This is a genomic window from Rhizobium sophoriradicis, from assembly GCF_025200795.1.
In the GTDB taxonomy this organism is placed as follows: Bacteria; Pseudomonadota; Alphaproteobacteria; order Rhizobiales; family Rhizobiaceae; genus Rhizobium; species Rhizobium sophoriradicis.
Map to the genome: position 1 here is coordinate 208,762 of NZ_CP104155.1, position 18,191 is coordinate 226,952.

Here is an 18,191-nt window from a genome sequence, read left to right on the forward strand (position 1 = left end):
AGGACCACGCCGATGAAGACATCGATAGCGACCGTTTCGCTGAGCGGCGACCTCAGCGACAAGCTGGAGGCGATCGCCAAAGCAGGCTTCGACGGGGTGGAGATTTTCGAGAATGATTTGCTGATCTTCGACGAGAGCCCGAAGGAGGTCGGCCGCATGGTGCGGGATCTGGGCATGGAGATCACGCTGTTTCAGCCGTTCCGCGACTTCGAAGGCATGCCGGAGCCGTTGCGCAGCCGTACCTTCGACCGGGCGGAGCGCAAGTTCGACCTGATGCAGGAGATGGGCACCGACCTCGTGCTGGTCTGCTCGAACGTCTCGCCGGCCGCACTCGGCGGCCTCGACCGGGCGGCGGCGGATTTTCACGAACTCGGCGAGCGCGCCGCCAGGCGCGGCCTGCGCGTCGGTTATGAGGCGCTTGCCTGGGGCCGTCACATCCATGATCACCGCGACGCCTGGGAGATCGTCCGGCGGGCCGATCATCCGAATATCGGCCTGATCCTCGACAGCTTTCATACGCTGTCGCGCAAGATCGACGTCAACTCGATCCGCTCGATCCCGAAGGAGAAGATCTTCATCATCCAGCTCGCCGATGCGCCGCTGATCGACATGGATCTGCTCTACTGGAGCCGGCACTTCCGCAACATGCCGGGTGAAGGTGACCTGCCGGTGCTCGACTTCATGAAGGCGGTCGCCGCCACCGGCTATGACGGCTATCTGTCGCTGGAGATCTTCAACGACCAGTTCCGCGGCGGATCCGCCAATGCGATCGCGGTCGATGGCCGCCGCTCGCTGATCTATCTCGGCGATCAGGTCAAGCGCCAGCAGCCGGAGAGCGCCCTGCCGGTGCCGGTGATGCCGCCGCGCGCCAAGGTCGAGGGCATCGCCTTCATCGAGTTCACCGCCGACGAGGACGAGGCGGCGGCGCTCGAGGCGCTGTTTTCAAGCCTCGGTTTCCGCAAGGCGGCCAGACACAAGAGCAAGCAGGTGACGGTCTTTCGCCAGGGCGCGATCAATCTCGTCGTCAACACCGAACGCAAGGGTTTTGCCAGCGCCTCCTATGCCGTGCACGGCACCTCGGCCTATGCCGCCGGGCTGATGGTCGACGATGCCAAGGCGGCGCTGCAGCGCGCCGTCGCACTCGGGGCCGAACGCTTCGAGCAATCGCTCGATGCCGGCGAAATCGAGATGCCGGCGGTGCGTGGCGTTGGTGGCGGTGTCCTCTATTTCCTCGACCGACAGAGCGAGCTTGCCCGCATCTGGGAGATCGAATTCGATGCGATCGACGACGATGCCGCTCCGCAGCCGGCCGGGCTGCAGTCGATCGACCATATGGCGCAGACGATGAAGTACGAGGAACTGCTGACCTGGCTGCTCTTCTACACCTCGCTCGTCGAGGCCGAGAAGACGCCGATGGTCGATATCGTCGATCCCTCCGGCATCGTCCGCAGCCAGGTGGTGGAGAATGTAGAAGGCTCGCTGCGCATCACCATGAACGGCGCGGAAAACCGCAACACGCTCGCCGGCCGCTTCATCGCCGAAACCTTCGGCTCCGGCATCCAGCATCTCGCCTTCAGGACCGACGACATCTTCGCGACCGCCGCCGCCCTTGTCGCGAACGGCTTCGTGTCGCTTTCGATCTCGCCGAACTATTATGACGATCTCGAAGCCCGCTTCGGCCTCGAGGCCGAATTCGCCGAACGCCTCAAGGCCAACAACATCCTCTATGACCGCGACGAGGCCGGTGAATATTTCCAGCTCTACAGCCCGACCTATGGAGAGGGACTGTTCTTCGAGATCGTCGAGCGGCGCGGTTACCGCGGTTATGGCGCTGCGAACGCCATCTTCAGGATTGCCGCGCTGAGGAAACATTTGCGGCCGCCGGGACTGCCGGCGATCGCGAAGGTTCGCCGTGACTTGCACCCCTGAATTTCCCACCGGCAGTGCATGCCGTTGTCGGTCGGACCTCTCATGCAATTCTCGCCTTTTCGTGCGTTGCTCTTCGCCGATTTCGGCTGATAGACTTCCCGTGCCTGTTTCATCACCTATGTCCTTGGTTTCTCGGGAGGCTTCATAGCCATGACAGAACTTGCTCAATTGCTCGCATCGATCAAACTGCCGGATCTATCTGGGAAAGCCCTGCTGATCACCGGCGCCTCGACCGGCATCGGTGCGGCGCTCGCCCGCGCCTTTGCGGCACAAGGCGCCAAGGTCGGCGTGCATTACAACGCCAGCCGTGAACCGGCGGAGACGCTCGCCGAGGAGATCCGGGCGGTGGGCGGTACTGTGCATCTGATCCAGGGCGACGTATCGCGGGAAGGCGAGACGGAGCGGGTCGTCGAGGAGACGGCGAAGACCTTCGGCCATCTCGACGGGTTGATCAACAATGCCGGCGGCATGCTGGGGCGCAAGCCGACTTCGGAATATACCGATGCGCATTATGCCGCTGTCATGGATCTCAACGCCCGCTCGGTGCTGGCTGCGACGCGTGCGGCCCATCCCTGGCTGAAAAAGCAGGGCGGCTTCATCATCAACACCACCTCGATCGCGGCGCGCAACGGCGGCGGCAATGGGGCGATCCTCTATGCGGCGTCGAAGGGTTTCGTCTCGACGATCACCCGCGGCCATGCCAAGGAATTCGTCGCCGACCGGATCCGTGTCAACGCCGTGGCGCCGGGCGTCATCGCGACACCTTTCCACGAGCGTTATACCAATGACGAGCAGATGGAGCTGCAGCGCAAGTCGATCCCGATGGGTTTCGTCGGCACCTCCGAGGATTGCGTCGGCGCCTATCTGTTTCTCGCCTCGCCGACGCTGTCCGGCTACATCACCGGCCAGATCATCGAGGTCAATGGCGGCCAGCTGATGCCCTAGCCATACTCTCCGGAGGGGCCTCTTTCCTTTTGCCCCGCCGGAGGGAACTTTCGAACCGCCGTCACGTTTCCCGCTTGGCCATATTTTCAAGCGGGGCACCATGAGCTTTTCATTTTCGGAACTCGACTTCCTCAAACCGGAGCTCGGGGCGGAATATATTGGTTCAGGCACCCACTTCGCCGTCTTCTCAGCCCATGCGGAACAGATCGAGCTTTGCCTCTTCTCCCCCGACGGAAAGAACGAGATCGCGCGGCTGCCGCTGCCCAAACGCGAGGGCGATATCTGGTCGGGCTATATTGCCGGCCTCGGCCCCGGCACCGTCTACGGTTATCGCGCCCACGGGCCCTACGACCCGCAGGCCGGCCATCGCTTCAATCCGAACAAGCTGCTGATCGATCCCTATGCCAAGCAGGTAACGGGGGACCTGAAATGGGACGACGCGCTGTTCGGCTACCGGATCGGCGAGGACGATCTTTCCTTCGATGAGCGCGACAGCGCACCCTTCATGGTCAAAAGCGTGGTGCAGGATCCTGATTTCGACTGGGCGGGTGAAGAGGCGATCCGCCGCCCCTGGCCCGACACCATCATCTACGAGGCGCATGTGCGCGGCCTGACGATGACGCATCCGAAGGTGCCCGACCGGTTGCGCGGCACCTTTCTCGGCATGTGCAGCGATCCGATCGTCGACCATCTCGTTAAGCTCGGCATTTCGGCAATCGAGCTCTTGCCGATCCAGTACTTCCTCGACGATCGTTATCTGCTGGAAAAGAAGCTGAGGAACTACTGGGGTTACCAGACGCTCGGCTTTTTTGCGCCGCAGACGCGTTATCTCTCCAGTGACAGGATCACCGAAATCAAAACCATGGTGAAGCGGTTCCATGCCGCCGGCATCGAGGTCATCATGGATGTGGTCTACAACCACACAGCCGAGGGCAGCGAGAAGGGGCCGACGCTGTCCTTCCGCGGGCTCGACAATGCGAGCTACTACATCCTCTCTCCCGACGACCCGCGCCATACCTTCGACACGACGGGCACCGGCAATACGTTGAACGTTGCCAATCCCATGGTGATGCGCATGGTGCTCGATAGCCTGCGCTATTGGGTGGGCGTCATGCACATCGACGGCTTCCGCTTCGATCTCGCCAGCACGCTCGGCCGTCAGGATTTGGAGTTCGATCGACAGGGTCTGTTCTTCGGCGCTATCCGTCAGGATCCAATCCTGTCGGGCGTCAAGCTGATCGCCGAGCCCTGGGATATCGGCGAAGGCGGGTATCAGGTCGGCGGGTTCCCGCACCCTTTTCGCGAATGGAACGACAAGTTCCGCGACGACGTGCGCCGGTTCTGGAAAGGCGACGGCGGCATGGTGTCGGAACTGGCGGCGCGCATCACCGGCTCGGCGCTGCAATTCAACCATTCGGACCGGGGGGCAACCTCCTCGATCAATCTTCTGTCAGCCCACGACGGCTTCACCCTGATGGACACCGTCTCCTTCGACGGCAAGCATAACGAGGCGAACGGCGAGGACGGCCGGGACGGCCATTCGGACAATCATTCCGACAATATGGGTGTGGAGGGCGCCACCGATAATCCCGATATCAATGCGGCCCGGGCACGCCGTCGCCGCAACATGATGGCGACGCTGATGCTGTCCCAGGGCGTGCCGATGATCCTGGCCGGCGACGAGCTCGGTAACAGCCAGGGCGGCAACAACAACGCCTATTGCCAGGACAACGAGATCGGCTGGACGGGTTGGGACGGGCTCGAGGATCCCTTTCTCGATTTCTGCCGGCAGGCTGTCGCCTTCCGCAAAGCCCATCCCGTGCTCCGGCAGGAGCGGTTCCTGACCGGAGATACGAGTGAGGATGGGCGCATCGAAATCGCCTGGTACAAGCCGGACGGTGGTTTCATGGATGATGTGGCCTGGAACGACGACGGATTGCAGGTGCTCGGCGTCTACCTCTCGAAAAGCGCGCATGCGCCGGATACCGAGACGATGGACGATCTTTTCCTCGTCTTCAACGCTGGCGGTGATTGCCAAGTGCATCTGCCGGAGGTGAACGGGTTGACTGAGTGGTCACGGGTTCTCGACACCGGCGCGGAGACCGGGGCCTTCGACGTGCACAATCAGGACAATCCGGTCATGGTCTACACCCAGAGCCTGGCTGTCTTTGCGCCGAAAGGCCAGACCCAGCCTCCAGAGGGGGCGAGCAAAGCCCAGCGCCGCCGGTGGTTCCAGTTCGGCCGTCGCGGCAAATAGCAGGTCGTCAACAGCATGAATGCCGAAGTCATCACCGAACTTGGCCTCATCTATGTCAGCGATACCGAACCGGGCATCCGCAGACGAAGGAAAGGCAAGGGCTTCAGCTATGTCATGCCGGACGGTACGACGCTTTCCGATGAGTTGCAGCGGGCGCGCATCGGCGCGCTCGGCCTGCCGCCGGCCTATGAGAATGTCTGGATCTGTCTCTACGAGAACGGCCACCTCCAGGCGACCGGCATCGATGCGCGCGGGCGCAAGCAATATCGCTATCACAAGGACTGGCAATCCTTCCGCAGCGCCGGAAAATTCCACCAGCTGATCGAATTCGGCCGGGCATTGCCGAAGATCCGCCGCACCGTGCTGCGCCATCTCGACACCGGTACGGAAGATGTCAACGGCGTGCTGGCGGCACTGACGACGCTGCTCGACGAGGCGCATCTGCGGGTCGGCAACCAGGCTTATGTCAGGGAGAACGGCACCTATGGTGCAACGACGCTATTGAAGCGGCACCTGAAGATCGTCGACGGGCGGATCGAGCTGAAATTCCGCGCCAAGGGCGGCAAGCGCGTCCAGCGCAGCCTCAAGCATCCCAGGCTGCAGAAGATCCTGGAAGAGATCGCCGACCTGCCCGGCCGTCAGCTTTTCGTCTGGAAGGATGAAAGCGGCGCGCTGAAACCGGTCGATTCCGGCCGGCTGAATGCCTATCTGACCGAGATATCGGGCATTCCGATTTCCGCTAAGACATTCCGCACTTGGGCCGGATCGTTGGCGGCCTTCGGTGCGGCCCGCGAAAAAATTGTCGCCGGTGGCCGGCCGACGGTGAAGGACATGTCGGAGGCTGCGGCCGAAGCGCTGCACAATACGCCGGCAATCTCACGCTCGAGCTATATCCATCCGGCAATCATCGCGCTTGCCGGCAATGACCATCCTTTGATCGAGGGTGGCAACGAGCCGCTGCGGGGCTTGCGGGCGGAAGAAAACAGGCTACTTGATTTCCTGACACGCGAGATCGAGGAATGAACCCCGCAAACCCGCCGGCATCGGACGTATCCCTGACCCATCCCGACCGGCTTTACTGGCCGGACGAGGGCGTGACTAAGCGGAATCTGTCGGAATATTACGCCGCCGTCTGGCCCTTCATGGCGCCCTATCTCGTCAATCGGCCGCTGGCACTTTTGCGCCTGCCGGCTGGAATAAAAAGCCACCAGCGGTTTTTCCAGAAACATGGCTGGAAAGGCATGAATCCCCATATCGAGGAGATCGCCGATCCACAGGACGCGGACGGCGAGAAACTGCTGCGCATTTCCGGTTTCGACGGGCTTGTCGCCCTTGTGCAATCGACGGCGCTTGAAATTCACCCCTGGGGCACGACGACCGACCATTGGGAAACACCCGATATGATCATCATGGATCTCGACCCCGGCGAGGACGTGGTCTGGAGCGCGGTGATATCGGCGGCACTTGACGTGAAGGCGCGGCTGGAAGCCCGAGGCCTTGCAGCCTTCGTCAAGACATCAGGCGGCAAGGGGCTGCATGTGGTAACACCGCTTGCGCCGAAGGCCGGCTGGGCCGAGGTCAAGGATTTCGCCCATTCGCTTGCCGAAAGCATGTCGGCCGATGCGCCGGAGAAATATCTCGCAACGGCGACGAAGGCAAAACGCGGCGGGCATATCTATATCGATTATCTCCGCAACGGCCGCGGCAGCACGGCGGTCGCACCCTATTCGACCAGGGCGCGGCCGGGTGCCCCGGTGTCGATGCCGCTCGATTGGTCCGATCTGAAGGAACTCAGCGGTCCGGCCGCCTTCACCCTCGCCAATGTGCCGCAGCGGCTGGAGACCCGGCCGCGCGATCCCTGGGGCGATTTCTTCGATGCGGCCGTGCCGCTGCAATGAATGGCCCGCTCATTCCGCGCTGTCGAGCTCGGGATAATGCCTGAAAATTCCCTCCTCATTGAAGGGCAGGCGGCGAGGGGAGGCAAGATAGCGGGCGATGTTCGGTCGCTTTGCCACCGCGGCATGCAGGGTCAGAAGGGTGGGGTAATCGGCCTTGCGTTTGGCCATGGCCTTCGGGAAGGCATAGGTCAGGCCCTCTATCACCTGGAAAAGCGAAAGGTCGACATAGGTCAGCGCGTCGCCGACGACGTAGCCGGAACCATCAGGGTTTTGCCGCAGCACACGCTCGAAATAGCCAAGGTACTTCGGGATGCGCTGGCCGATAAAGGCTGCCGAGCGGGCCTTCGCCTCCTGCTTCTGCTCTTCGTAATATCGTGACATGTCGATCGGGTGATGCGTGTCGTGCACCTCGGCGATGAAATCGGTAATGGTGAGCTGCAGGCCGTTGGCGACATGACGAAGGCCCTCATTCCCGGGGGCAAGCCCCAGTCTCGGGCCGAGATAAAACAGGATGTTGGCGACATGCGGGATAATCAGATCGCCATCCTTCAGGAAGGGCGGCGCGAAGGGAATATGCGCTTCGCTTTCGCTTTGCATGATGTCGAACATGGCGCCGCTGCCGCGGCCCGGCTCACGGGTGATGTCGACGTAATCGGCGGCGGATTCCTCCAGCGCAAGACGGACGAATTCACCGCGACCCTGAATGCCGTCCCAATAATAAAGCTCATAGGCCATCTCAGCTTAATCCTTCGGTTTACGACCGAAGTCTTTTCGCAGCTCGTCCTTGGCCTTTTCAAGGGTGCCGCGCCGTTTTTTCGATGTAGAAGGTCAGCATCGACATGGCCGCGCGGAAGGGGCTGGACTTGCGGCGCTCACTCTCCTCGGCCGAATGCTTGACCGAGCGGGCGATCTTCTTCGGATCGTCCGATTTGAACACGCCTTCCTTCAGGTCCATCGCGTTGCTGTTTTCGGTGACGCTCTGCGACCATTTCTTCTTCGATTTGGCCATGTCGAAATCCCTTTGCGGCTGCAGCCGGCGGCAGGGCCGCCGCGCCCATCGTCAGTGGTGGCTGTGGTGTTCGTTGCGCTTGCGTGTCGCAGCCGCCTTCTTGGCCGAGGCGGACCGTTCCTCTTTCGAGCGGGCTGCCGATGCAGCGCCGCCGGCGCGGCCGCCCTTCTCGGAGGATTCATGCGTGTCCTTCTTGCCGCGGCCGGACCCGGACTTGTTGCCGCCGCCGCTTTCCTTGTTGACCGTCGCCCAGGCACGCCGTTCGGCTTCCTTCTCGGAAACGCCGCGATCCTCATAGCTTTCCTCGATATGCTCGGCCTTGCGCTTCTGCTTGTCGGTATAGTCGGATTTGTCTCCTCGCGGCATCTTCGCCTCCCTGTTTTTGCAAAGCGATGCAGTGCGTTTGTGAGAAGAATCCAACCGGCGCGGAGTGCAAAAGTTCCCTGAGGGCAGGCTCCGGATTTCGGAACAAAAGCCGTTTTTGCCCGGTTTCGAAGGGAAAGCCTGCATAAGCCATATATAGCAAGGAGCCGAGAACATGGAAAAACACCTCGTCCAAGCCGACGGAAACGGCGTAATCGAGGTGAACGGCCAGGTATCGCCGGTCACCTATACCGTCAGCCTCAAGGAAGGGAAGGCACAATCCTACGAGGTCGACATCCGCCTGATGGCGCCGCGCGACTGGCTGCTGCAGAGGGGGTTCAACCGTGATGCCGTGCTGGTCAGCCAGAGCGGCGCGCGCATTCCCGTTTATCACGATGGTGCAAACCATCACAATGGTACCAACCAGGATGGTGCCAACCATCACGATGAAGGCAGCCGCCATGACGGTGGCCGCCTCGATTCCGCCACCGCGATTTCGATCGAATTGACGGCGCGCGACGACAGCTGCACCAGCGAGGCTGATGTGCTGGGCAAATATCCGGAGTTCGACGGCTTCAGGGCCGCTGCTGCAGGGCGGTTTTGACCGCCCGCTCAAGCGCGGCGCTGTTGAAGGGTTTCGTCAGCAGCACCGAGCCGGAGAGACGATTGGCGACAGGCAGGTCGCTGTCGCCCGTGGCAAAGACCAGCCCGACCGAGGGAAGAGCCTCCCGAGCCCTGGCGGCAAAGGCCGATCCCGGCATGCCGGGTAGCCCGAGATCGACGACGACGATGTCGACGACGGTATGGCCAAGGATATCCGCCCCCGCTTCGCCGCTTTCGGCCTCAATGACGTCATAGCCGAGATCTTGCAGGATCTCGGCGGTATCCATGCGGATGAAGGCATCGTCTTCTACGAGCAGCAGCTTCAGCTTTCCGGCAGTCTCGGCATGTCTTGGATCAGCGGGTTTTGAATTGGGCCGAGCTGCATCGGCTGCCGCTCGGCCGGCTTGCGGCCGGGTGGCGAGCACGTGGCGGATCTTGCGGGCCAGCTCCTCGCGCGTATAGGGCTTGGAGAGCAGTTCCAGCCCGGGATCGAGCCTGCCGCCATGGACGATCGAGTCTTCCGTATAGCCGGATGTGTAGAGCACGGCGATATCGGGCAGACGCGCGCGCGCCATACGCGCAAGCTCCGGGCTCTTCAACGGTCCGGGCATGACGACATCGGTAAAGAGCAGGTCGATATGGGCGCCACTCTCGACAACGGTCAGCGCGCTTTGCGCATCCTTTGCCTTTAAGACGTAATAGCCGAGATCCGAGAGCATCTCGACGACGGTGGTGCGAACGCCCTCGTCATCCTCGGCGACAAGGATGGTTTCGGTCCCGCCGGTTGCCGGCACGGTGTCGGCGGCGGTGACGCGATCCTCGCTGCGGAACGAGCGGGCGAGGTAGAGCTTGATGGTCGTGCCCTGGCCGGCCTGGCTGTAAATCTTTACATGGCCGCCCGACTGCTTGACGAAGCCGTAGACCATCGACAGGCCGAGACCGGTGCCCTTGCCTTCCGGTTTCGTCGAGAAGAAGGGCTCGAAGGCCTGCTCCTTTACCGCCTCAGTCATGCCGGAGCCGGTATCGGTGACGGCCAGCACGACATATTGGCCGGCCTTCACTTCAGGAAGGGTGCGGCTGTAGGAATCGTCGAGGAAGGCGTTACCGACCTCGATCGTCAACCTGCCGGCGCCATCCATCGCGTCGCGCGAGTTGATCGCCAGGTTGAGCAGGGCGTTCTCGATCTGGACCGGATCGGCAAAGGTGTTCCAAAGGCCGCCGGAGACGACGGTCTCGACCTCGATCTCCTCGCCGAGCGCGCGACGCAGCATATCGTCCATGCCGGTGACGAGGCGGCCGATATTGATCACCTTCGGTTCCAGAGGCTGGCGGCGGCCGAAGGCGAGCAGCTGGCTGGCCAGCCGCGAACCGCGTTCGACGGCGACAAGCGCATTGGCAATGCGCTCCTTGGCCCGGCCGTTTTCCGCTACGTCCTTGCCGAGAAGCTGCAGATTGCCCGAGATCACCTGCAGCAGATTGTTGAAGTCATGGGCGACGCCGCCGGTGAGCTTGCCGATCGATTCCATCTTCTGCGCTTGCTGAAGCGCCGCTTCGGCCTGCTGGCGTTCGGCGATCTCAGCCGCGACGCGGACCTCGAGCATTTCATTGAGTTTGCGCAATTGATCTTCCATGTCGCGGCGCTGGTCGATTTCGACCTTGGCGGCACGGAAGAGCCGGATATTGTCGATCGCGACGGCCGATTGGCCGGCGAGGCTGACAAGGCTCGCCTCGGCGGCCTGCGAAAAACGCCCGGGTTCGGCGTGGCCGAAGAACAGGCCGCCGATGACGCTGCCGCCGCGCGATTTCACCGGCACGGCAAGATAGCTCCTGACCGGCAGATGCCCCTTCGGCATGCCAAAATGCGGCGCGCTCTGCCCGTAGCGCGGGTCGAGCAGGATATCGTCGGAGCGCACGATACCTTCGCCGTCGAAGGTCGGCGAGAAGACCTTGGTGTTGCGCGGCATCGGGAACTTTTCGAAATTCTTCCGGTCGACGCCGGAGAGTGCGTAGAGCATGTAGCTGCCGCCCCCGCCATCATCGACATTGTAGAAGAACGCCCCGAATTCGGCGCCGGTGAGCGTCACGCCGGCATCGACGACAATCTGTGTCAGGCGTTCGACGTCCGGCTCGACGGTGATCGCCGCACCCGCCCGATTGACGACGGCAAGCGCCTCCGACTTGGCGCGCAGCTCTTCAAGCGCCAGCTTCTCGCCGCGCTTGGCCGCCACCTGGTCGGTGACGTCGAGGGTCGCGCAGAGGATGCCGGCGATGGTGCCGTCATCATCGCGCAGCGGCGTATAGGAAAAGGTGAACCATGTGTCCTCGGTGCGGCCATCGCGGCGCATCGGAATGCGCAGCTCTTCGAAGAGCTGCGGGCTGCCGCTGAGCGTGCTGGCAACGATCGGCGAGAATTGCTCCCAGATATCCGCCCAGACTTCGCGGAAGGGTCTCCCGAGTGCGGCGGGATGCCGCTCGGGGAACACAGGCACGTAGGCGTCATTGTAGAGGAAGGAGAGATCCGGACCCCAGGCGACGAATTTCGGCTGGCGCGAATTCAATACCATTTCGGCGATATGTTTGAGAGACGCAGGCCAGCTTTCAGCCGGTCCGAGACCGACGGCTTCAAAGGCCGGATGCCGCAGCAATTCGCCGATTTCGCCGCCGCCTCTCGGCCAGCCCTTGCCGAAGCTTCGCATCCAAAACGCTTTCTTGTCGCCCGCCGCGCCGGTGTGGCGGCAGCAATTGAAAGTCCTGCAGCCGCCTTCGCACTTCTAAAAGAGGTGCGGCTGCAGGGGTCCAGCTCGTCCAACCGTCAAGATAGCGGTTTGCGAAGGCAGGGAAAGGGGAGTGTCGAAATATCATTAACCGCTGCGAGTTCAATCTTTTGCAAGGTGACGCGGGCCGTCCCCGAGCGGTTATTTTCGGTAGAATTTTTGCGACGCCGCGAGGGCGCGGCCAATGTCGAAGGAGGGCAGTTGCATCGGACTGCGGGGGTCGCGGAAAACCAGTCCGACGAGCTTGTCGACGATAAGGATCAATCCAAGCGCCAGACCGAGATAGAGCAGCGCGGCGACGAGCAGGAGCGACATCTCCATACCTCACCCGACCACGGTGAGGGCGCGGCCGCAGGCTGCGAAAAAGACAAAGGAGAGAATCCCGGCCACGCCGTCGTTCATGGCGTTTTCCCCGGTTTCGCCATCAACAGTCTCGGTCTGGTTTTGCTCCCGGCGATCGGGCGAGGGATCAACTTTTTTGGGAAGCCTCAAAGCTTGCAGCGTCATCCGGCTTCTATTCACCCCCGCATGGAAAAGCCCACCTCTGAACTTCCATAAAACACAACTAATTCAGGCGTATGACAAAGAAAACCCGAAGGGCGTCGCAACGACGCCCCCTTTCATCGATGTGATCGGTATTCCTGTGTTCAGGATGCCGTCTTGCGGCTCGCAGTCCGCTTGGGCGCCGGCGTGACGACGCCGTTCGTCTTGGCGCCTGTTGCGGCAAGCTTCGTGGTCGTCACGGTGCGCTTGGCCTTGGGCTTGGCCTCTTTGCCATTGGAAGAGGCAGCAGAGCCTTCGAGCGCTTCGCGTTCGTGGCGTGCCTGTTCCCAATGAATGGAATCTCGCCCTGTCGGATAGCCCTCTTCTTCCCAGAGGGCGTATGCACGTTTTTTGATCCACTCTTCCCGAGTTTCTGCCATCGCTGATCTCCAGTCACATAATGCCGTCGTTCGAACGCGATACTGCCTGGATGGTTCCAGACGAGGGCCGCTGTTTCAAGCGAAATCGGCCTGCAACCGTAAATATTTCGCGTTGCAGCATATCAGGGTTGAGAATCCGCGTTCATCGCAGCTGAAATTTCGTCGCCTTGTGCAGATCTGATACGAACGCCTCGCGCTGTCGGTGCCTCTCCGTTTCGTTACGGATGCGCAGGAGAAAGGAAGGATGGATGGTGACGAGAACGGGCGGATGGTTCCTCGGCTGCAGGATATGGCCGCGCTCCGGCGTCAGTTTTGCCTTCGGTCCAAGCAGCGCGTAAAGCGCGCTCGCGCCCAGCGCCACGACGAGCTTCGGCTGCAGGATGTTGAGTTCGGCGCCGAGCCACCAGGCGCAACGCCGGATCTCGCCGGCATTGGGTTTGGCATGCAGGCGCCGTTTGCCGCGCGGTGTGAACTTGAAGTGCTTGACCGCATTGGTGACGTAGCAGCGCTCGCGATTGAGACCGGCTTCTTCAAGACAGTGGTCGAGGAGATGGCCGGCCGGGCCGACAAACGGCCTGCCGGCGATATCTTCCCGGTCACCCGGTTGTTCCCCGACAAGAACGATCTCGGCCTTGTCAGGACCTTCGCCGAAGACGGTCTGGGTGGCATTCCTGTAGAGATCGCAGCGAGTGCAGCCTTCGGCCTGATGGCGGAGCTCGGCAATGCTGTCCGCATCGGCGACTTCGAGCGTCAAGGCCGGGCCGACGTTTGCGGCGATGTTCATGATCGCGATCCTCATCTCCTGGGGATCAATTGCTCGCAACGGGGATTGTTCCCCGGCCGCCGAGCCGCCGCCGGCGGCCGAAGAATGGCGGCGGGCGAAAAATTTCGCGCCATAGGAGAGAGCAGGCGCAATTGAACGCCGCCGTTTCGCGGTTATATTGGCCTGCGATGTTCTATCTCCTGTCGACCTACTGGCCGCATATCCTCTTTGTCGTTTCGATCGCCATGGGAGCCGCGGCGGCGATCCATGCCGCCATGACCAAGGAGGAGGTGCGCGCCGCGATCGGCTGGGTCGGTGTCATCATCCTGTCTCCGATCGTCGGCGCGCTGCTCTATGCAATTGCCGGCATCAACCGCATCCGCCGCAAATCGCTGAGCATTCGCCGCGATGCCCTGCTGCTTGCGCCCGGTGTCGACGAGCTGGAAACGTTTGACGCCGAGGCCGAGACGGTGATCAGCCAGTTCGGCCGCCGTTTTGCGGCGCTGCAGACGCTGGGCGACCGGGTGACCCGCAACCCGCTGACCTCGGGCAATGCGATCGACATGCTGGAGACCGGCGATGAGGCCTATGCGGCGATGAAATCAGCCGTCGACGGGGCGAGCCGCAGCATCCTGCTCGAAACCTATATTTTCGACCGCGACGCCATCGGGCTGCGCATCGCCGACGCGCTGATTGCGGCGGTCAAGCGCGGCGTGGCGGTGCGGGTGCTGATCGATGCCGTTGGGGCACGCTATTCAGTGCCGAGCATTCTCGGCTATCTCAAGGATGGCGGCGTCACCGTCGCCGTCTTCAACGGCAACGTCATCATGGGCTTGCGGCTGCCCTATGCCAATCTGCGCACCCACCGCAAGATCCTGATCGTCGACGGCCGTATTGCGCTGACGGGCGGGATGAATATCAGGGCGGGCTTCAGCGAGGAGGCAACGGGCGAGAGCTTCGCCCATGATACGCATTTCAGCGTCACCGGCCCTGTCGTCGCCGACCTCTTCGACCTTGCCGCCGAAGACTGGCGCTTCACCACTGGGGAGTTGTTGAACGGCGAAGCCTGGCGCATCGAACCGCCGCAGCGCAACCCCGGCGATCCCATCCTGATGCGCGTCGTCGCTTCCGGGCCGGATCGCAGCGTCGAAACCAACCACAAGATGCTGATGGGGGCTTTTTCCATCGCGCGTCAATCGATCCGCATCATGTCGCCCTATTTCCTGCCGGACCGCGAACTGATCAGTGCCCTGGTAACGGCGGCGCGTCGCGGCGTCGAAGTCGATATCATCGTGCCTGACGTCAATAACCTCATGCTGGTCGACCGGGCGATGACGGCGCAATTCGATCAGATCCTCAAGAACTACTGCCGCATCTGGCGCTCGACCGGCAGCTTCAGCCATTCAAAATTGCTGACGATCGACGGCACCTGGGCCTATGTCGGCTCTTCCAATCTCGACCCGCGCTCGCTCAGGCTGAATTTCGAGGTCGATCTCGAGGTGTTGAACGAGGGCTTTGCCGCCGAGATCGACGAGCATATCGAGGAAACCCTGAAAGGGGCGACGCTGGTGACGCTCGAGGGGTTGCGCGCGCGACCCTTCCCGGTGCGACTCATCGAGAAGGTGCTATGGCTCGGTTCGCCCTATCTCTGACGGATTTTTTGCGTTCTAACGTGGCAAGTTCGGCTCGGCCGACTATACTGCGGAATGAGTAGCCCTTTGATCAACGGAACAAATGCGCCGCCCGATGCACGCCAGGAAAGACAGTCTTCCCGCCAGTATTCTCGCCTCGATCAGGAGCAGGAAAAAGCGGCTTGATCCGGCCTATACCGAGACACGGCCGCGCAGCGCGGGAACGCTGATCGCCTCCTACAATGTTCACAAATGCGTCGGCACCGACCGCCGCTTCGATCCCGAACGCACCAGCCGGGTGATTCACGAAATCGGTGCCGATGTCATCGCGCTGCAGGAGGCCGACACGCGTTTTGGCGAGCGCACGGGTATTCTCGACCTCGGCCGGCTGGAGCGGGAGACGGGACTGATCCCGGTGCCGGTCGCCGGCATGGCCAAGGCGCATGGGTGGCACGGCAATGTCGTGCTCTTCAAGAAAGGGCTGGTGCACGACGTGCACCAAGTCAAGCTGCCGGGGCTGGAGCCGCGCGGCGCCCTCGTCGCCGAGATCGAGCTCGAAACGGGTGGGGTGCTGCGCATCATCGCCGCGCATTTCGGCCTGCTGCGCCACAACAGAGCCCAGCAGGCCCACACACTGGTCGAGCTGATCAAGGACAGGCACGAAATGCCGACCATCCTGCTCGGCGACCTCAACGAATGGCGGCTCGGCGACCGCTCCTCGCTCAACACCTTCCAATCCGCCTTCGGAGAGCTGCCGCCCGCAGTCCCCAGCTTTCCCGCCGGCTTGCCGCTGCTCGCCCTCGACCGCATCATCGCCAACCGCAAGGGGATCATCACCGAGGTGGAAGCGCATGACACGCCGCTGGCGCGCATCGCCTCGGACCATTTGCCGATCAAGGCGCTGGTGGATCTGAAGCCGGTGGCCGGTTAGAAAAACCTGTCGCGTCCGCGGTGTCTATTCGGATGAAGGGGCAGCCGCACGGGACGGAGCGCGGTTGTTGATCGGTGGAGGCATTTTTTCGGCCGCGTGAGACGGGGTGTGAACGTCGGGGCATATCGCTTATTTCCGGCCAAAAAAACTGACGAGTCCGCGAAACCGCTGAGCCCATAGCAACGGATCGGTCATTTCAGGCGAGGATGGCGCGACCAGCCGGTCCAGGCGCGGCAGGAGAAAGGCAGCCCAATCGTCGAGATCGGTTTTGCTGAAGTACGGCAGCCAGACGTCGAAGGGGCCATCCCATTGTCTGGGGTTTGCCTTCGCCAGATCGCCGAGTTTCACCGATACGGTTTGGCCGTGGTCGCCGACGACGTCTACGTCCGGATCGGGATCCGGCCTGGGAAGGCGCGCGAAGATGCGCTCTTCCACAGCTTTGCCAGCGGCTCGATCCGCGTCGTTCAGGTGACGTAATATCCGGGTGTCGCTGGCGGCGCCGGAGCCCTCGGTCATGTTGATGGTAAATTTGGCGCCGATCAGGCTGTTCGAATATTGGGATACCTGTAACGAGAAAACCCTTCTGCCACGGACAAAACTGCACCTGCCGGCCGCTTGCGATTCCCAGCCGAGTTCCTGAAATCGCGAGGCCAGCAGCGACCGCATATGCCGGTGAAAGTCCTTGCTTTCCACATAGTCGCGCATGTTCTGTCCGGGGCCATTTCTCGCGCCGGAGCATCTCATGGCACGCTGAAAGGCACAAGCGAAGCCAGCCATGCGGAAACTTGAGCGCGCGAATCTGAACTCTTGTTGAGGCGGGGGCTTCGAGGCGGACTGGCTCGCCCTCTGCAGGTCAACCCTTGCCGGGGCGGACTTCCATGAACACGTAACTTTCGCCGGCCCCAGAGGGGATCGCATGGACGTCATATGACGCCTGCGGGTCCTCGCCCATTCCCAATGAGCCGGGCGGCATGCCCGGCACCGCCAGCCCGCTTAGCGGCGGCCGCTCCCGCAACAGTCGCTGCAGGGCCGCGAGCGGCACGTGTCCCTCGAGGTAGTATTTCTCGACAACGGCGGTGTGGCAGCCCTCCAAATCGGCGGGCACAGCCAGGCGCGCCTTGACCGCTGCGAGGTCGTCGGTGTCGCGGGCGTCGACAGAAAAGCCTGCCGCCGCCATCGCCTTCGACCATTCATGGCAGCAGCCGCAGTTCGGATCCTTGTAGACCGTCATCTTCGCCGGGCCGGCGCTGGCCCGTCTGCCGGGGAGCGCGAGCACGGACGCCGCCATCGCGATAAAGCTTCTTCTGTGCATGGCCTCCACTCCTTGAAGTGCTGCCGCCCGGCTGGGTCCGGGCGGCAGCCGCACATTATTTTACTTCGGTGACGGTCAGCTTGCCATTCACGCGTTCGGCAACGAAATCGATGTTCGATCCTTCCTTCAGCTTTTCGAGCAGAGCCGGGTCTTCGACGCGGAAGACCATCGTCATCGCGGGCATGTCGAGGTTCTTCAGGTCTTCATGCTTGATGGTGACCTTCTTCGCCTTGGCATCTACCTTGTTGACGACGCCCTTGGTGAAATCCTGGGCGAAAGCCCCGAGGGCCCCGCTGGCGGAGAGCAGGGCGGCGACACCGATTTTGATCATTGCAGTTTTCATCTTCGTGGCTCCTTGGTTTCGATTACTTTCCGGCGACACTGACGTCGCCGTGCATCCCGGCTTCGTAGTGGCCGGGAATCAGGCAGGCGAACTTGAATTCACCGTCCGTGGTGAACTTCCAGACGATCTCGCCCGACTGGCCGGCCGGAAGGCGGATCGAATTGGCGTCGGCATGTTCCATTTCCGGGAACTTCTCCATGACCTTCTTGTGCTCGAGGATCTTGTCCTCCTGGTCGAGCACGAATTCATGGTCGATGGTTCCGGCGTTCTTGATCTCGATCTTGACCGTCTGCCCCTTGCGGACTTTGAAGGCCGCGGGCGTGAACAACATCTTCCCGTCATCGGTTTCCTTCATCGTGACGCGGATCGTCTGGGTCGCCTTTGCCTTGTCGCCTGGTTCTCCGGCCGCCATTTTTTCACCGTGGCCGCCTGCATGGTTCCCGGAGGCGAGGGCGGGCGTTGCGAAGGCCGCGAGCGCGGCTGCGATTAGGAGTTTCTTCATTTTCGGTT

19 protein-coding genes and 1 pseudogene are annotated in these 18,191 nt (G+C 62.1%); 8 read left to right on the forward strand and 12 right to left on the reverse strand.

Annotated elements, in window-relative coordinates:
* The first annotated feature begins 12 nt into the window (after positions 1-12).
* The 5 genes from N2597_RS29520 (at position 13) to ligD (ending at position 7,029) form a co-directional block, all read left to right on the forward strand.
* A complete protein-coding gene (locus tag N2597_RS29520) occupies positions 13-1,929 on the forward strand; it encodes a bifunctional sugar phosphate isomerase/epimerase/4-hydroxyphenylpyruvate dioxygenase family protein (RefSeq protein WP_183598005.1) in 1,917 nt (638 codons plus the stop codon).
* 150 nt (positions 1,930-2,079) lie between these two features.
* Positions 2,080-2,874, forward strand: a complete 795-nt coding sequence (locus N2597_RS29525; RefSeq protein ID WP_040141050.1) for an SDR family NAD(P)-dependent oxidoreductase — start codon at positions 2,080-2,082, stop codon at positions 2,872-2,874.
* 100 nt (positions 2,875-2,974) lie between these two features.
* Positions 2,975-5,131 (forward strand): glycogen debranching protein GlgX, encoded by a 2,157-nt coding sequence (glgX, locus tag N2597_RS29530; protein ID WP_183598007.1) that lies wholly within the window; start codon positions 2,975-2,977, stop codon positions 5,129-5,131.
* Between the two features lie 15 nt (positions 5,132-5,146).
* Entirely contained in the window at positions 5,147-6,154 is a 1,008-nt protein-coding gene (locus N2597_RS29535; protein ID WP_077989709.1) for a DNA topoisomerase IB, read from the forward strand.
* Positions 6,151-7,029, forward strand: coding sequence for a non-homologous end-joining DNA ligase (gene ligD / locus N2597_RS29540; protein ID WP_183598009.1), 879 nt, complete (start codon positions 6,151-6,153; stop codon positions 7,027-7,029). The genes N2597_RS29535 and ligD overlap by 4 nt, the downstream gene beginning before the upstream one ends.
* Before the next feature lie 9 nt (positions 7,030-7,038).
* Here ligD and N2597_RS29545 read toward each other — a convergent pair whose 3' ends face one another.
* The 3 genes and pseudogenes from N2597_RS29545 to N2597_RS29555 all read right to left on the reverse strand — a co-directional run bounded on the left by N2597_RS29545 (position 7,039) and on the right by N2597_RS29555 (position 8,404).
* A complete protein-coding gene (locus N2597_RS29545) occupies positions 7,039-7,764 on the reverse strand; it encodes a glutathione S-transferase (RefSeq protein WP_183598011.1) in 726 nt (241 codons plus the stop codon).
* Positions 7,765-7,770: 6 nt separating this feature from the next.
* Positions 7,771-8,038 (reverse strand): annotated as a pseudogene (locus N2597_RS29550) (DUF3175 domain-containing protein).
* A gap of 51 nt (positions 8,039-8,089) precedes the next feature.
* Positions 8,090-8,404: a hypothetical protein gene (locus tag N2597_RS29555; protein ID WP_040111419.1), complete on the reverse strand. Its 315-nt coding sequence runs from the start codon at positions 8,402-8,404 to the stop codon at positions 8,090-8,092.
* Positions 8,405-8,576: 172 nt separating this feature from the next.
* On the opposite strand from N2597_RS29555, the gene N2597_RS29560 reads away from it, so the two are divergent.
* Entirely contained in the window at positions 8,577-9,005 is a 429-nt protein-coding gene (locus N2597_RS29560) for a hypothetical protein (protein WP_183598013.1), read from the forward strand.
* Here the strand turns inward: N2597_RS29560 and N2597_RS29565 are convergent.
* The 5 genes from N2597_RS29565 to N2597_RS29585 all read right to left on the reverse strand — a co-directional run bounded on the left by N2597_RS29565 (position 8,977) and on the right by N2597_RS29585 (position 13,485).
* Positions 8,977-11,700, reverse strand: a complete 2,724-nt coding sequence (locus N2597_RS29565; RefSeq protein WP_183598015.1) for a hybrid sensor histidine kinase/response regulator — start codon at positions 11,698-11,700, stop codon at positions 8,977-8,979. The two genes, N2597_RS29560 and N2597_RS29565, sit on opposite strands and share 29 nt — an antisense overlap.
* Before the next feature lie 219 nt (positions 11,701-11,919).
* A complete protein-coding gene (locus tag N2597_RS29570) occupies positions 11,920-12,093 on the reverse strand; it encodes a hypothetical protein (RefSeq protein WP_183598017.1) in 174 nt (57 codons plus the stop codon).
* A gap of 9 nt (positions 12,094-12,102) precedes the next feature.
* Complete coding sequence (locus tag N2597_RS29575; protein WP_096764987.1) at positions 12,103-12,285, reverse strand: hypothetical protein; 183 nt, start codon at positions 12,283-12,285, stop codon at positions 12,103-12,105.
* A gap of 140 nt (positions 12,286-12,425) precedes the next feature.
* Positions 12,426-12,701 (reverse strand): DUF2934 domain-containing protein, encoded by a 276-nt coding sequence (locus N2597_RS29580; protein ID WP_009993120.1) that lies wholly within the window; start codon positions 12,699-12,701, stop codon positions 12,426-12,428.
* A 142-nt stretch (positions 12,702-12,843) separates the two neighbouring features.
* Positions 12,844-13,485: a UdgX family uracil-DNA binding protein gene (locus tag N2597_RS29585; RefSeq protein WP_183598019.1), complete on the reverse strand. Its 642-nt coding sequence runs from the start codon at positions 13,483-13,485 to the stop codon at positions 12,844-12,846.
* Positions 13,486-13,652: 167 nt separating this feature from the next.
* On the opposite strand from N2597_RS29585, the gene N2597_RS29590 reads away from it, so the two are divergent.
* Together N2597_RS29590 and N2597_RS29595 are read left to right on the forward strand one after the other, a co-directional pair.
* Positions 13,653-15,116: a phospholipase D-like domain-containing protein gene (locus N2597_RS29590; RefSeq protein ID WP_040111651.1), complete on the forward strand. Its 1,464-nt coding sequence runs from the start codon at positions 13,653-13,655 to the stop codon at positions 15,114-15,116.
* Positions 15,117-15,210: 94 nt separating this feature from the next.
* Entirely contained in the window at positions 15,211-16,026 is an 816-nt protein-coding gene (locus tag N2597_RS29595; RefSeq protein WP_096764996.1) for an endonuclease/exonuclease/phosphatase family protein, read from the forward strand.
* Positions 16,027-16,155: 129 nt separating this feature from the next.
* Here the strand turns inward: N2597_RS29595 and N2597_RS29600 are convergent, their stop codons facing one another.
* The 4 genes from N2597_RS29600 to N2597_RS29615 form a co-directional block, all read right to left on the reverse strand.
* Positions 16,156-16,731 carry a hypothetical protein gene (locus N2597_RS29600; RefSeq protein WP_183598021.1) on the reverse strand — a complete coding sequence of 192 codons (576 nt, stop codon included), beginning with the start codon at positions 16,729-16,731 and terminating at the stop codon, positions 16,156-16,158.
* Between the two features lie 148 nt (positions 16,732-16,879).
* Complete coding sequence (locus N2597_RS29605; protein WP_183598023.1) at positions 16,880-17,338, reverse strand: DUF411 domain-containing protein; 459 nt, start codon at positions 17,336-17,338, stop codon at positions 16,880-16,882.
* 55 nt (positions 17,339-17,393) lie between these two features.
* Positions 17,394-17,681, reverse strand: coding sequence for a copper-binding protein (locus N2597_RS29610; RefSeq protein ID WP_183598025.1), 288 nt, complete (start codon positions 17,679-17,681; stop codon positions 17,394-17,396).
* A gap of 22 nt (positions 17,682-17,703) precedes the next feature.
* Entirely contained in the window at positions 17,704-18,183 is a 480-nt protein-coding gene (locus N2597_RS29615) for a cupredoxin domain-containing protein (protein WP_077989702.1), read from the reverse strand.
* Positions 18,184-18,191: the final 8 nt, after the last annotated feature.

What these genes read in the sequence shown, in the direction of transcription:
- N2597_RS29520 (WP_183598005.1), top strand. Translation starts at nt 13, where the DNA reads ATGAAGACATCGATAGCGACCGTTTCGCTGAGCGGCGACCTCAGCGAC.
- N2597_RS29525 (WP_040141050.1), top strand. Translation starts at nt 2,080, where the DNA reads ATGACAGAACTTGCTCAATTGCTCGCATCGATCAAACTGCCGGATCTA.
- glgX (WP_183598007.1), top strand. Translation starts at nt 2,975, where the DNA reads ATGAGCTTTTCATTTTCGGAACTCGACTTCCTCAAACCGGAGCTCGGG.
- N2597_RS29535 (WP_077989709.1), top strand. Translation starts at nt 5,147, where the DNA reads ATGAATGCCGAAGTCATCACCGAACTTGGCCTCATCTATGTCAGCGAT.
- ligD (WP_183598009.1), top strand. Translation starts at nt 6,151, where the DNA reads ATGAACCCCGCAAACCCGCCGGCATCGGACGTATCCCTGACCCATCCC.
- N2597_RS29545 (WP_183598011.1), bottom strand. Translation starts at nt 7,764, where the DNA reads ATGGCCTATGAGCTTTATTATTGGGACGGCATTCAGGGTCGCGGTGAA.
- N2597_RS29555 (WP_040111419.1), bottom strand. Translation starts at nt 8,404, where the DNA reads ATGCCGCGAGGAGACAAATCCGACTATACCGACAAGCAGAAGCGCAAG.
- N2597_RS29560 (WP_183598013.1), top strand. Translation starts at nt 8,577, where the DNA reads ATGGAAAAACACCTCGTCCAAGCCGACGGAAACGGCGTAATCGAGGTG.
- N2597_RS29565 (WP_183598015.1), bottom strand. Translation starts at nt 11,700, where the DNA reads ATGCGAAGCTTCGGCAAGGGCTGGCCGAGAGGCGGCGGCGAAATCGGC.
- N2597_RS29570 (WP_183598017.1), bottom strand. Translation starts at nt 12,093, where the DNA reads ATGTCGCTCCTGCTCGTCGCCGCGCTGCTCTATCTCGGTCTGGCGCTT.
- N2597_RS29575 (WP_096764987.1), bottom strand. Translation starts at nt 12,285, where the DNA reads ATGACGCTGCAAGCTTTGAGGCTTCCCAAAAAAGTTGATCCCTCGCCC.
- N2597_RS29580 (WP_009993120.1), bottom strand. Translation starts at nt 12,701, where the DNA reads ATGGCAGAAACTCGGGAAGAGTGGATCAAAAAACGTGCATACGCCCTC.
- N2597_RS29585 (WP_183598019.1), bottom strand. Translation starts at nt 13,485, where the DNA reads ATGAACATCGCCGCAAACGTCGGCCCGGCCTTGACGCTCGAAGTCGCC.
- N2597_RS29590 (WP_040111651.1), top strand. Translation starts at nt 13,653, where the DNA reads ATGTTCTATCTCCTGTCGACCTACTGGCCGCATATCCTCTTTGTCGTT.
- N2597_RS29595 (WP_096764996.1), top strand. Translation starts at nt 15,211, where the DNA reads ATGCACGCCAGGAAAGACAGTCTTCCCGCCAGTATTCTCGCCTCGATC.
- N2597_RS29600 (WP_183598021.1), bottom strand. Translation starts at nt 16,731, where the DNA reads ATGCGCGACTATGTGGAAAGCAAGGACTTTCACCGGCATATGCGGTCG.
- N2597_RS29605 (WP_183598023.1), bottom strand. Translation starts at nt 17,338, where the DNA reads ATGCACAGAAGAAGCTTTATCGCGATGGCGGCGTCCGTGCTCGCGCTC.
- N2597_RS29610 (WP_183598025.1), bottom strand. Translation starts at nt 17,681, where the DNA reads ATGAAAACTGCAATGATCAAAATCGGTGTCGCCGCCCTGCTCTCCGCC.
- N2597_RS29615 (WP_077989702.1), bottom strand. Translation starts at nt 18,183, where the DNA reads ATGAAGAAACTCCTAATCGCAGCCGCGCTCGCGGCCTTCGCAACGCCC.